This window comes from Pseudomonas bananamidigenes, assembly GCF_001679645.1.
Lineage (GTDB): Bacteria > Pseudomonadota > Gammaproteobacteria > Pseudomonadales > Pseudomonadaceae > Aquipseudomonas > Aquipseudomonas bananamidigenes.
Window position 1 is genome coordinate 1 of the sequence record NZ_LRUN01000078.1, and the last position, 13,444, is coordinate 13,444.

General features: G+C 60.7%; 11 protein-coding genes and 1 pseudogene. 10 read left to right on the forward strand and 2 right to left on the reverse strand.

Annotation, left to right across the window (positions count from 1 at the left end; translation table 11 throughout):
• Positions 1-202 precede the first annotated feature (202 nt).
• From BBF94_RS23700 to BBF94_RS23720, 5 genes are all read left to right on the forward strand, one after another.
• Positions 203-742, forward strand: a complete 540-nt coding sequence (locus tag BBF94_RS23700; RefSeq protein WP_065261386.1) for a TetR/AcrR family transcriptional regulator — start codon at positions 203-205, stop codon at positions 740-742.
• Between the two features lie 30 nt (positions 743-772).
• Complete coding sequence (locus BBF94_RS23705; RefSeq protein WP_065261387.1) at positions 773-1,606, forward strand: alpha/beta fold hydrolase; 834 nt, start codon at positions 773-775, stop codon at positions 1,604-1,606.
• A 47-nt stretch (positions 1,607-1,653) separates the two neighbouring features.
• The gene (locus tag BBF94_RS23710; protein WP_065261388.1) at positions 1,654-2,115 is read left to right on the forward strand and encodes an acyl-CoA thioesterase; all 462 of its coding nucleotides are present in this window, start codon (positions 1,654-1,656) and stop codon (positions 2,113-2,115) included.
• Between the two features lie 35 nt (positions 2,116-2,150).
• Complete coding sequence (locus tag BBF94_RS23715; RefSeq protein ID WP_065261389.1) at positions 2,151-3,110, forward strand: tRNA dihydrouridine synthase; 960 nt, start codon at positions 2,151-2,153, stop codon at positions 3,108-3,110.
• Positions 3,111-3,231: 121 nt separating this feature from the next.
• Positions 3,232-3,675 (forward strand): Hsp20 family protein, encoded by a 444-nt coding sequence (locus BBF94_RS23720; RefSeq protein WP_065261390.1) that lies wholly within the window; start codon positions 3,232-3,234, stop codon positions 3,673-3,675.
• A 51-nt stretch (positions 3,676-3,726) separates the two neighbouring features.
• Here the strand turns inward: BBF94_RS23720 and BBF94_RS23725 are convergent.
• Both BBF94_RS23725 and BBF94_RS23730 read right to left on the reverse strand, forming a co-directional pair.
• Positions 3,727-7,004 (reverse strand): annotated as a pseudogene (locus BBF94_RS23725) (PAS domain S-box protein).
• 69 nt (positions 7,005-7,073) lie between these two features.
• Positions 7,074-7,964 carry a LysR family transcriptional regulator gene (locus tag BBF94_RS23730; protein WP_065261391.1) on the reverse strand — a complete coding sequence of 297 codons (891 nt, stop codon included), beginning with the start codon at positions 7,962-7,964 and terminating at the stop codon, positions 7,074-7,076.
• A gap of 141 nt (positions 7,965-8,105) precedes the next feature.
• Here BBF94_RS23730 and leuC point away from each other — a divergent pair, with 141 nt between their 5' ends.
• The 5 genes from leuC (at position 8,106) to asd (ending at position 13,404) form a co-directional block, all read left to right on the forward strand.
• Entirely contained in the window at positions 8,106-9,524 is a 1,419-nt protein-coding gene (leuC, locus tag BBF94_RS23735; protein WP_065261392.1) for a 3-isopropylmalate dehydratase large subunit, read from the forward strand.
• Positions 9,525-9,535: 11 nt separating this feature from the next.
• A complete protein-coding gene (gene leuD / locus BBF94_RS23740) occupies positions 9,536-10,180 on the forward strand; it encodes a 3-isopropylmalate dehydratase small subunit (RefSeq protein ID WP_065261393.1) in 645 nt (214 codons plus the stop codon).
• 128 nt (positions 10,181-10,308) lie between these two features.
• Entirely contained in the window at positions 10,309-11,073 is a 765-nt protein-coding gene (locus BBF94_RS23745; RefSeq protein WP_065261394.1) for a class I SAM-dependent methyltransferase, read from the forward strand.
• Positions 11,074-11,142: 69 nt separating this feature from the next.
• Entirely contained in the window at positions 11,143-12,225 is a 1,083-nt protein-coding gene (gene leuB, locus BBF94_RS23750; protein WP_065261395.1) for a 3-isopropylmalate dehydrogenase, read from the forward strand.
• Positions 12,226-12,291: 66 nt separating this feature from the next.
• Complete coding sequence (gene asd, locus BBF94_RS23755; RefSeq protein WP_011333354.1) at positions 12,292-13,404, forward strand: aspartate-semialdehyde dehydrogenase; 1,113 nt, start codon at positions 12,292-12,294, stop codon at positions 13,402-13,404.
• Positions 13,405-13,444 lie beyond the last annotated feature (40 nt).

Consider the following 13,444-nt stretch of genomic DNA (forward strand, 5'->3'; position numbering starts at 1 on the left):
CGAGTCCCCTAGGGGACGCCACGATTACCCGCCTTGCGGGATTTATAAGGGTCATTCAATTATTGAATGGCCCTTTTGTTTGTCTGGCGTTTGGCCAAATCTCCTTTTTCCTTACACTGTGCTTCAGACCAGCGGTCATATTCTCGACTTGCAGAATATTATTATGAGAATAATATTCTAATCGTAATATTCGGAGGCAACGATGAACGACAAAAAAGCTCAAACCCGCGAACGCATCCTCAAGGCTGCCAGCGCCGCTCTGATTCAGCGCGGCCCGGCCGAACCGAGCGTGGGCGAGGTCATGGGGGCCGCCGGTCTGACTGTCGGTGGCTTCTATGCGCACTTCGAAAGCAAGGACGCAATGATGCTCGAGGCGTTCAAGCAGTTGTTGAGTCGCCGCCGGGATCTGATTGCCGACATGGATAGCGAGTTGACCGGTGAAGAGCGCCGCGCTCTGGTGGCTGCGTTCTACCTGTCGCGCAAGCATCGCGATTCCAGCGATTCGGCCTGTCCGATTCCGGCTTCCATCGGTGAGCTTGGAAGGCTGCCGGAAGCGTTTCGCATAGCGCTCAACGAACACCTGGAGCTGATGATTGCGCAATTGGCGTCAAGCCCCGAAGACACCGACAAAGCGCTGGCCGACGTGGCCCTGATGGTGGGTGGTCTGGCGCTTGCGAGGGCGTTGGGGCCTGGTGATTTATCCGATCGATTGTTGCGCGCCGCCAAGTCGGCGGTGCGTTGACCTGAAGGCGGCGAGCCTGGGGAGAGAGCGATGAACACGTTGAAGTGGGTTCGTGGCGTTAATGGCACCTTGGGCTGGTTTGCGCCGAGACTGGTGGCAAGCAAAATGCGCCTGGCATTCATGACGCCACGCGCGAACTCGCCACGGGAGTGGGAATTGCCGCTTTTGGCGAAATCCGAGCGAATCACTTTACGTTTCGGTTTATCCGCACTGCGTTGGGGGCAAGGTCCGACAGTTCTGCTGATGCATGGTTGGGAAGGGCGGCCGACCCAGTTTGCCGCGCTGATCACTGCGCTGGTCGAAGCCGGTTACACCGTGGTCGCTCTCGATGGTCCGGCTCACGGTCGTTCGCCAGGGCGCGAAGCCAACGTCGTACTGTTTGCTCGCGCCATGCTCGAAGCCGCTGCTGAATTGCCACCGCTGCAAGCGGTCATCGGCCATTCCATGGGTGGCGCCAGCGCCATGCTTGCGGTGCAGTTGGGGCTGCGTACCGAAACTCTGGTCAGTATTGCCGCTCCGGCACGCATTCTGGGCGTTTTACGCGGATTTGCGCGTTATATGGGAATGCCGCCCCGGGCTCGTTCTGCGTTCATTCGTCAGGTCGAGCAGGACGTCGGCATGCGCGCCGCCACTCTTGACGTCGCTCACTATCAGCTGGATATGCCAGGTCTGATTGTGCATGCCGAAGACGATACCTTCGTCTCGGTGAAGGAATCCCGACTGATCCACGAGTCCTGGTTCGACAGCCGACTGTTGCGTCTGGAGTCAGGCGGTCATCAGCGTGTGCTGGCCGACCCCAGGGTGATTGATGGCGTGCTATCACTGCTGGCCGGGCGCAGCCTTCAGGCGCGGCAATCGGCGTAGTCATCCGTTACACTGCCCCGGTTGAATCTTTTGACCGGGAGTAGGGCATGGGCTGGGATCGGGCAACGCCGTTTACCATTGATCTGCAAGTAGGCGCCGAGGACATAGACGGACTGGGTCACGCCAACAACGCGGTGTACGTGACCTGGCTCGAGCGTTGTGCCTGGCGCCACTCGCAGCGGCTCGGTCTGGATCTGGTCGAGTACCGGCGCCTGGATCGGGCGATGGCAGTGGTGCGGCACGAAATCGACTATTTGGCAGCCGCCTACGAAGGTGACGAGCTGCAACTGGCGACCTGGATCGTCGATTGGGATCAGCGCCTGAAAATGACCCGTCACTTCCAACTGGTCCGCCCCAGTGATAACGCCACGCTGTTGCGTGCCCAGACCACCTTCGTCTGCATCGAGCTGTCCACCGGCAAGCCCAAGCGTATGCCTGCCGAGTTCATCGAAGGCTACGGCCCGGCCATCCAGACAGCGGACATGGGTTTACCCCGCGAAACCCAGTAAACTGCCGCTCGTTTTTCCTTGAGTGTGTGTTTTCCATGCAAATTGCTCTGGCGCCGATGGAAGGGTTGGTCGACGACATCCTGCGCGATGTCCTGACCCGTGTCGGCGGTATTGACTGGTGTGTGACCGAGTTCATTCGCGTCAACGATCAGTTGCTGACCCCGGCCTATTTCCACAAGTTTGGCCCTGAACTGCTCACTGGCGCCCGCACTGCCGCTGGTGTGCCGCTGCGCGTGCAACTGTTGGGTTCCGACCCGGTATGCCTGGCGGAGAACGCTGCACTGGCCTGCGAACTGGGCTCGGAAGTGATCGATCTGAACTTCGGTTGCCCGGCCAAAACCGTGAACAAGTCCCGTGGCGGAGCCGTGCTGCTCAAGGAGCCGGAACTGCTCAACCAGATCGTCGAACACGTGCGGCGTGCCGTGCCGGCGCACATCCCGGTCACCGCCAAGATGCGTCTGGGGTTCGATAGTCCGGACGGCTCGCTGGTCTGTGCCACGGCGCTGGCCGAGGGCGGTGCCGAGCACATTGTGGTTCACGCCCGGACCAAGATGGACGGTTACAAGCCGCCGGCTCACTGGGAGTGGATTCCCCGTGTGCAGGACGTGGTCAAGGTCCCCGTGTTCGCCAACGGCGACATCTGGAGTGTCGAAGACTGGCGGCGCTGTCGGGAAATCAGCGGTGTCGAAGACATCATGCTCGGTCGCGGCCTGGTGTCGCGTCCAGATCTGGCCCGGCAGATCGCTGCCGCCCGTGCCGGCGAGGAAGTCGTCGAGATGACCTGGGCCGAGCTGCTGCCGCTGATCCAGGACTTCTGGCTGCAAGCCAAAGCGCAGATGACTGCACGACAATCGCCGGGTCGCCTGAAGCAATGGCTGGCGATGCTGACCCGCAACTACCCCGAAGCCACCGAGCTGTTTACTGTGCTTCGCCGCGAAACCGAGCCGGACCAGGTCTCGCGTTTGCTGGGCTTGCCGGTCGCCGAAGCGGCCTGAAAAAAATCTTCAAATCTTCTCTTGAAAACAAAATGCAGGTCCCTATCTAAGGGTTACGCGATGCCGAATTCGGGTCGCGGAGACAAAAAAACTTGCTGATTGTTTTCAGGAGATTTGAACCATGAGTACTGCATTTTCCCTCGCTCCACTGTTCCGTTCCTCGGTAGGTTTCGACCGTTTCAACGACCTGTTCGAAACCGCCCTGCGCAACGAGCCGGGCAGCAGCTATCCTCCTTACAACGTCGAAAAACACGGTGACGATCAATACCGCATCGTCGTGGCGGCGGCCGGTTTCCAGGAAGAAGACCTGGAACTGCAAGTCGAGAAAGGCGTGCTGACCATCAGTGGCGGCAAGCGTGACGCGAACGAAGGCGTCACCTTCCTGCACCAGGGCATCGCCCAGCGTGCATTCAAGCTGTCCTTCCGTCTGGCCGATCACATCGAGATCAAGGCTGCCGACCTGCGTAACGGTCTGTTGAGCATTGACCTGCTGCGAGTGATCCCGGAAGAGGCGAAGGCCAAGCGCATCCCGATCAACGGGGCGGAGAAGCCGGTTCTGCAATAAGTCAGGCCGACTGACAAGAAGGGCGCCGAAAGGCGCCCTTTTTTGTGCCCGTCACTCCAGCAACCCCTTCAACCCCTCCAGCGCCACCGGCCGGCTGTGCAGATAGCCCTGATACAAATGGCAACCCAGTCCTTGCAGGAATTCAAGCTGCTCCGGGGTTTCCACGCCTTCGGCGATCACTTCCAGTTCCAGGCTGCGGGCCATGGCGACGATGGCGCGGATGATCTCGGCGTCGTTGGGGTCGCTGGTGGCGTCGCGGATGAAGGACTGATCGATTTTCAGGGTGTCCACCGGCAGGCGCTTGAGGTAGGTCAGCGATGAATAACCGGTGCCGAAGTCGTCCATGGCGAAACTCACGCCAAGCTTTTTCAGGCGGCGCATCTTGCTGATGGTGTCTTCCAGGTTCTGGATCACGATGCCTTCGGTGATTTCCAGTTTCAGCAGCGAGCAGGGCAGGCCATGGCTGGTCATGCTGTGTCCGATACGTTCGACGAAGTCGTTCTGGCGGAACTGCCGGGGGCTGATGTTCACGCACAGGCTGAACGCCAGCGGATCGATCAAGCCGTCGGCAATCAGTTGTTTGAAGGCATCGCAGGCCTCGTCGAGAATCCAGGTGCCGACCTCGAGGATCAGCCCGCTGTCTTCCAGTACCTTGATGAACTCGGCAGGCGATTGTGCGCCGAGTTCCGGGTGGTTCCAGCGCACCAGCGCCTCGGCGCCGATGATGCGGTTGTCCCGGGCGTCCACTTGCGGCTGGAAATGCACGTTGAATTCGCCACGGGACAATGCCAGGCGCAAGTCGGTCTCCATGCGCAGCCGTTCGCTGGCCGCCTTCTGCATGGTGTTGTGATACATCTGTGTAGTGTTGCGACCGGAATCCTTGGCCCGGTACAGGGCGATATCCGCACGCTTGAGCAGGTCGGTCGGGGTCGAACCGTGGTCGGGAATCAGCGCCACGCCGATGCTCGGCGTCACTTGCAGGCGCTGCCCATCGAGGAACATCGGCTCCGACAGCAGTTCGCGAATGGTGTCGGCCAGTTCACGCACCTGCACGCTGACCTCGTTGCGAGTACCCTCCAGGCCGCTGAGCAAGACCACGAACTCATCACCACCGAGCCGGGCGACGGTGTCTTCCATGCGCACGCTGGCCTCGAGGCGTGCGGTGATGATCTTCAGCACCGTGTCGCCGACCGGATGGCCGAGCGAGTCGTTGATGTGCTTGAAGTGATCCAGATCGAGAAACAGCAACGCACCGCGCAGGTTGTGACGTTTGAGCAAGGCGATCTGCTGGCTCAGGCGATCCATCAGCAATGCGCGGTTGGGCAGATTGGTCAGCGGGTCGTGATAGGCGAGGTGCCGGATCTGTGCCTCGGCATTTTTCAGCAGGCTGACGTCCCGGGCGGTCAGCAACAGACACGCGGTTTCGTTGAGGGTGATCGGCTCGACCGAGACTTCCACGGTCAACAGTTCCCCGCGCTTGTTGCGCCCGAGCATCTCCTGATGATGCACGCGGCCCTTGATCTGCAACTCGGCGAGCAGCGCCGAGCGTTGTTTTTCCTCGGCCCAGATGCCGACCTGATACACGGTCTTGCCCACCACTTCGTCGGCACGATAACCGGTCAGGCGACAGAAGCCGTCGTTGACCTCCAGGTAGCGCCCGGTATCGCGCTCGGTAATGGTGATGGCGTCGGGGCTGGAGTGAAACGCTTTGGCAAATTTCTCTTCGCTGGCCTTGAGTGCCGCTTCCGAGCGTTGTTGCTGAGTGATGTCGCGCAGCGTGGTGACGATGCATGGCTGGTTGCCGACGCTGATCTGGCGGCTGGATATCACGCAGGTCAGCGATTGGCCGTCCTTGTGCTGGACGATGATCGCGACGTTGCTCAGCCCCTGTTCGCGGATCACCCGTTCGATACGTTGCAGGCTCTTGGCGGAAGCGTCCCACAGGCCGATTTCTTCGGCGGTATGGCCGATGACATCGGCGGCGCTCCAGCCGAAGGTCTGGGTGAAGCTGGAGTTGATCTCGATGAATTCTCCGGTTTCCTGACGTGTGACGCAGATCGGGTCGGGGCTGACCTGGAACAGCGTGGCGAATTTCTCTTCGGAGGCTATCAGGCGCTGTTCGCGTTCGACCTGATCGGTGATATCCAGCAAGGTGCCCGCCATGCGCAGCGGTACGCCGTTTTCGTCGCGATAAAGGCGGGCGCGGCTTTCCAGGTAGCGGGATCGACCGTCCGGAAGTTGCACCCGATACGTCAACTGATAATTGCCTGCCGGGCCTTCGCGCAAGCTGCGGTAGGCGTCACGCATGCTGTCGCGTTCTTCACCGGGTACGCCTTCGAAGAATTCGTCGAACGATTCGTGGAACGGAATCGGCTCCAGTCCGTGCAATTGCGCGGCTCGCGCCGAGCCGTAAAGCATGCCGCTGGGAATGTGCCAGTCCCAGGTGCCGAGCTGTGCCGAGTCCAGGGCCAGATCGAGGCGTTCCTGGCTGTCCTTGAGCGCGTGTTCGGCCGCCTTGCGTTCGGTGGTGTCGAGAAAGGTGCTGAGCAGGTACGGCTGGCCTTCGAGTTCAACCTTTTGTGCGCTGAGAATGCGTCGTGAACCTGGCCGTTGCTGGCGCGGAACTGCACCTCCATGCTGATCAACTCGCCCTTGGCCTTGGTCTTTCTGACCAGTTCCGCTCGTTGTTCGGGATGCACCCACAGGCCGAGTTCCAGGGTGGTACGACCGATCGCGCTCTGCACCGGCCAGCCGAACAGACTCTCGAAATACTGGTTGGCCTCGCTGATCAGGCCGTCTTCCTGGCGGGTCAGCAGCACCATGTTCGGGCACAGGTGAAACAGTGTGGCGAAACGTTTCTCAGAGCTGCTGAGGGCCTGTTCCCGTTGCCGCTGGTGGGTGATTTCACGAATCACCCCGATCATTCGGGGGCGGCCATGCTTGTCCGGCAGCAGACTGCCATTGATTTCCAACCAGTGCAGGCTGCCGTCGGGCCAGCGGATGCGGTGGTGCATCGCTTGTTCCAGCGGCGCGCCGGCAATCACCGCATGAAAGGCGCGAATGGTTTTGGCCCGGTCTTCCGGCGGCAGCAGGTCGAGGTATTCGAGATCTTCGGGCAATGGCTGCCGTGGATCGAAGCCGAACAGGGCCTGGGTGCCCCGAGACCAACTGATCTGCCCGCGTTCGATGTCCCAATACCAGGCGCCGAGACGGGCACCGTTAAGCGCTGCGAGCAATTGTGGCGCGCTCTCCCAGCTCTGTTCGGAACGCCGTGGGTCAATGGCCTGAATACGCGGCATCGGCGGAATACGGTCAACAGATTTCGGCATTGTTAACGGGCCTTGAGCTGATTTGGGCATTAGGCACAGGGGACGGCAGCTCTATAGGAGTAGCACAAGTCAGCCGAGAGTCCCTGGCAGATCGATTTGCGCGTCCAGCAGGGCCATAAACGCCCGTGCAGCATTCGACAGTGTCCGTTCGGTGTGCAGGATATAGCCTAGCTGGCGACTGAGCTGTATGCCCGGCAAAGGTATGCGCGCCACCTGTTCATCGAGCATGGTGCGTGGCAAAACGCTCCAGGCCAGGCCGATCGACACCATCATCTTGATGGTTTCCAGGTAGTTGGTGCTCATGGCGATGTTCGGTGTCAGCCCCTGTGCCTCGAACAAGCGTTGGACAATATGGTGAGTAAAGGTGTTTCCGCCGGGAAAAACCGCCGGATGACCGGCAATGTCCGCCAATGTGACGGCGCCGTTGCTGATCAATGAATGCTCTGGTGCGACCACGAAATCCAGTGGGTCATCCCAGACCGGCATGGCCTTGACCAGTGTGTGCGGCTCCGGTGCCAGGGTAATGACCGCCAGTTCCGCTCGGCCATGGAGAATTTCCTCGTAGGCCACTTCCGAATCGAGGAACTGAATATCCAGCGCAACCTGTGGGTAGCGGCGGGTGTATTCGCGCAACAAGGGTGGCAGGCGGTGCAGACCTATATGGTGACTGGTGGCCAGGGTCAGGCGACCGCTGACTTCGCCGGTGAGATTGGTCAATGCGCGGCGGGTGTCATCCAGTACGTTGAGAATCTGATAGGCCCGCGGCAGCAGGGCCCGGCCGGCCTCGGTCAGGCCCACTTCACGGCCCAGACGGTCGAACAGGCGCACGTTCAATTGCTGCTCCAGCCCGGCGATGCGTTTACTGATCGCCGGTTGTGTCAGGTGCAGGCGTTCGCCAGCGCCCGAAAAGCTTCCGGACTCGGCAATCGCGATAAAGGCATTGAGGTTGGCCAGATCCATTTTCTGTATTCCAGTTGGTTATCCAAAGCATAAAAAATATGAATTTGAGTTATTCAATCTAACCCCATAGGATCGGCCTCACAAGCCAAAGGGTCATTGATAAGCCCAGGGCATAGAAACAAGCTGATGAGGAAACGTCTGATGGCCGGCAAAACGCTCTACGACAAGCTCTGGGATTCGCATTTGGTCAAGCAGCGCGACGATGGCTCGGCGCTGATCTATATCGATCGTCACATCATCCACGAAGTGACCTCGCCGCAAGCCTTCGAAGGCCTGCGTCTGGCCGGGCGCAAGCCATGGCGCATCGATGCCAACATCGCGACCCCGGACCACAACGTACCGACCACGCCGGAGCGCAAGGGCGGCATCAGCGCCATTGCCGACCAGGTCTCGCGCTTGCAGGTTCAGACCCTCGATGACAACTGCGATGAATACGGCATCGTCGAGTTCAAGATGAACGACGTGCGCCAGGGCATCGTCCATGTGATCAGCCCGGAGCAGGGCGCGACCTTGCCGGGCATGACCGTGGTCTGCGGCGACTCCCACACCTCGACCCACGGCGCGTTCGGTGCCCTGGCTCACGGTATCGGCACCTCCGAAGTCGAGCACGTGCTCGCTACCCAGTGCCTGGTCGCCAAGAAAATGAAGAACATGCTGGTGCGTGTCGAAGGCCGGTTGCCGTTCGGCGTGACCGCCAAGGACATCGTTCTTGCCGTGATCGGCAAGATCGGCACCGCCGGCGGCAACGGTCATGCCATCGAGTTCGCCGGCAGCGCGATTCGCGACCTGTCGATCGAAGGCCGCATGACCATCTGCAACATGTCCATTGAAGCCGGCGCCCGCGTGGGCCTGGTGGCGGCGGACCAGAAGACTGTGGATTACGTCAAGGGACGTCCGTTCGCACCGAAGGGCGCCCAGTGGGAGCAAGCCGTCGAATCCTGGAAAGACCTGGTGTCCGACGCCGACGCGCATTTCGACACCGTGGTCGAACTCGACGCCGCACAGATCAAACCGCAAGTCAGCTGGGGCACCTCGCCGGAAATGGTCCTGGCCGTTGATCAGAATGTGCCGGACCCGGCAAAGGAAACCGATCCGGTCAAACGCGACTCCATCGTCCGTGCCTTGAAATACATGGGGCTGACCGCCAATCAGGCGATCACCGACATTCAGCTTGACCGCGTGTTCATCGGTTCCTGCACCAATTCTCGGATCGAAGATTTGCGCGCTGCGGCTGCGATCGCCAAAGGCCGCAAGGTCGCATCGACCATCAAGCAGGCCATTGTGGTACCGGGTTCGGGGCTGGTGAAGGCGCAGGCCGAGGCCGAAGGTCTGGACAAGATCTTCCTCGAAGCCGGTTTCGAATGGCGTGAACCGGGCTGTTCGATGTGCCTGGCGATGAACCCGGATCGCCTGGAGTCCGGCGAGCATTGCGCCTCGACCTCCAACCGTAACTTCGAAGGCCGTCAGGGCGCCGGTGGTCGTACCCACCTCGTCAGCCCGGCCATGGCCGCTGCGGCGGCGGTGAACGGTCGTTTCATCGACGTTCGTGAATTGATCTAAAGGAGCGCAGCATGAAAGCTTTTACCCAGCACACCGGCCTTGTCGCACCTTTGGATCGTGCCAACGTCGACACTGACCAGATCATCCCGAAGCAGTTCTTGAAATCGATCAAGCGCACCGGTTTTGGTCCGAACCTGTTCGACGAGTGGCGTTACCTCGATGTGGGGCAGCCGTACCAGGACAACTCCAAGCGCCCGCTGAACAAGGAGTTCGTGCTCAACGCCGAGCGTTATCAAGGCGCCAGTGTATTGCTGGCCCGCGAGAACTTCGGCTGCGGCTCCAGCCGTGAACACGCGCCGTGGGCGCTGGAAGAGTACGGTTTTCGCAGCATCATCGCGCCGAGCTATGCCGACATCTTCTTCAACAACAGCTTCAAGAACGGTCTGTTGCCGATCATTTTGAGCGACGCAGAAGTCGACGAACTGTTCAAAGAGGTGGAAGCCGAGCCGGGTTATCAGCTGCAGATCGACCTGCACGAGCAGACCGTGACCAGCCCGAGCGGAAAGACTTACCGTTTCGAGATCGATGCATTCCGCAAGCACTGCCTGCTCAATGGTCTGGACGACATCGGCCTGACCCTGCAGGACGGCGATGCGATTGCGGCGTTCGAAGCCAGACATCGTGCGAGCCAGCCGTGGTTGTTCCGCGACGCGTGAGATTGATGTAGTCAGGGCTGGCCCCTTCGCGAGCAAGCTCGCTCCCACATTTGAAATGCATTCCCCTGTGGGAGCGAGCTTGCTCGCGAAAAGGGCCGTCCAAACAACATAGATATCAGGATGTGACTATGACCAGCACCGCCCACAGTCAGGTTGTACAAAAGCAATTCGGTGAACAGGCCGCCGCTTACCTGAGCAGCGCCGTTCACGCTCAAGGCACTGAATTTGCGCTGCTGCAGGCTGAGCTGGCGGGGCAGGGCGAGGCACGGGTGCTGGACCTGGGTTGCGGCGCCGGACACGTGAGTTTCAACGTCGCTTCGCTGGTGAAGGAAGTGGTGGCTTACGATCTGTCGCAGCAGATGCTCGACGTGGTGGCCGCTGCTGCCGCTGATCGCGGGTTGAGCAACGTGTCCACGGTCAACGGTGCCGCCGAGCGTCTGCCGTTTGCCGATGGCGAGTTCGACTTCGTGTTCAGCCGTTACTCGGCGCACCACTGGAGCGACCTTGGCGTGGCCCTGCACGAAGTGCGCCGGGTGCTGAAACCGGGTGGCGTGGCGGCGTTCATCGATGTGCTGTCACCGGGCAGTCCGTTGTTCGACACCTATCTGCAAAGCGTCGAAGTGCTGCGCGACACCAGCCATGTACGCGATTATTCTGCCGGTGAGTGGCTGCGCCAGGTCAGCGAGGCCGGTCTGCACACCCGCAGCACCACGCGTCAGCGTCTGCGTCTGGAATACAACAGCTGGGTCGAGCGCATGCGCACGCCCGAGGTGATGCGCGCCGCGATCCGCCAGTTGCAGCAATCGATGGGCAACGAAGTGCGCGAATATTTTGAGATTGAGGCCGATGGTTCGTTCAGTACAGATGTACTGGTGCTCTGGGCCGAGAAATAACTTTAGAACGACAAGCATTTTTCCGGGCGCGCCAGTCGATGGCGCACCGACTGAAGACACGAGGAAAGCATGAGCAAGCAGATTCTGATTCTCCCAGGCGACGGTATTGGTCCGGAAATCATGGCCGAGGCGGTCAAGGTGCTGGAACTGGCCAATGACAAGTACAGCCTGGGCTTTGAGCTGAGCCATGACGTGATCGGTGGCGCCGCCATCGACAAGCACGGCGTGCCGCTGGCCGACGAAACCCTGGACCGTGCCCGTGCCGCCGACGCTGTGCTGCTGGGTGCCGTGGGCGGCCCGAAATGGGACACCATCGAGCGTGACATTCGCCCTGAGCGTGGTCTGCTGAAAATCCGTGCGCAACTGGGTCTGTTCGGCAACCTGCGTCCGGCGATCCTGTATCCGCAGCTGGCCGATGCGTCGAGCCTGAAGCCGGAAATCGTTTCCGGGCTGGACATCCTGATCGTCCGCGAGCTGACCGGCGGTATCTATTTCGGCACGCCGCGTGGCACCCGCACCCTGGAAAACGGCGAGCGTCAGTCCTACGACACGCTGCCTTACAGCGAGAGCGAAATCCGCCGCATCGCCCGTGTCGGTTTCGACATGGCCATGGTTCGTGGCAAGAAGCTGTGCTCGGTGGACAAGGCCAACGTGCTGGCGTCCAGCCAGTTGTGGCGTGAAGTGGTCGAGCAGGTGGCCAAGGATTACCCTGAAGTCGAGCTCAGCCACATGTACGTCGACAACGCCGCGATGCAACTGGTGCGCGCACCGAAGCAGTTCGACGTGATCGTCACCGACAACATGTTCGGCGACATCCTGTCCGACGAGGCGTCGATGCTCACCGGCTCCATCGGCATGCTGCCGTCGGCTTCGCTGGATGCCAACAACAAGGGCATGTACGAGCCTTGCCACGGTTCGGCACCGGACATCGCCGGCAAAGGCATCGCCAACCCGCTGGCGACCATTCTGTCGGTGTCGATGATGCTGCGTTACAGCTTCAATCTGCACGAGGCGGCGGATGCCATCGAGAAAGCGGTCAGCGTGGTGCTGGATCAAGGCCTGCGCACCGGCGACATCTTTTCGACCGGTTGCACTAAAGTCGGTACGCAGGAAATGGGTGACGCAGTAGTCGCCGCGCTGCGGAATCTGTAATCTCTCGGGCCCGCTGCGAAATTCAATACAAAGCAGCGGCCCACTTTTCAAGAAGGTGTAGTTGCGATGAAACGTGTAGGTCTGATCGGTTGGCGCGGCATGGTCGGTTCCGTGCTCATGCAGCGGATGCTGGAAGAGCAGGACTTCGATCTTATCGAGCCGGTGTTTTTCACCACTTCCAATGTCGGCGGCCAAGGCCCGTCCGTGGGCAAGGACATTGCTCCGCTCAAGGACGCTTACAGCATTGAAGAGCTGAAGACCCTCGACGTGATCCTGACCTGCCAGGGCGGCGACTACACCAGCGAAGTGTTCCCGAAGCTGCGCGAAGCCGGCTGGCAGGGTTACTGGATCGACGCAGCCTCGAGCCTGCGGATGAACGACGACGCCGTCATCATTCTCGACCCGGTCAACCGCAAGGTCATCGACCAGCAGCTCGATGCGGGCACCAAGAACTACATCGGCGGCAACTGCACCGTCAGCCTGATGCTGATGGGCCTTGGCGGTCTGTTCGAGGCCGGTCTGGTGGAGTGGATGAGCGCCATGACCTATCAGGCGGCCTCCGGTGCCGGCGCGCAGAACATGCGTGAACTGATCAAGCAGATGGGCGCGACCCACGCCGCTGTCGCCGATCAACTGGCCGATCCGGCCAGCGCGATCCTCGACATCGACCGTCGTGTGGCCGAAGCCATGCGCAGCGACGCTTACCCGACCGAAAACTTCGGCGTACCGCTGGCCGGCAGCCTGATCCCGTGGATCGACAAGGAACTGCCGAATGGCCAGAGCCGTGAAGAGTGGAAGGCCCAGGCCGAGACCAACAAGATCCTCGGCCGCTTCAAGAGCCCGATCCCGGTCGACGGCATCTGCGTGCGCATCGGCGCCATGCGCTGCCACAGCCAGGCGCTGACCATCAAGCTGAACAAAGACGTGCCGATCGCCGACATCGAAGGGCTGATCAGCCAGCACAACCCTTGGGTCAAACTGGTGCCGAACAACCGTGAAATCAGTATGCAGGAGCTGAGCCCGACGAAAGTCACCGGCACCCTGAACGTGCCGGTCGGTCGTCTGCGCAAGCTGAACATGGGGTCGCAGTTCGTCGGTGCCTTCACCGTCGGCGACCAGCTGCTGTGGGGTGCGGCGGAGCCGCTGCGCCGCATGCTGCGGATCCTGCTGGAGCGTTGATCGCTTGACGCAATGAAAGAACCCGCGCCTTGCAAGGCGC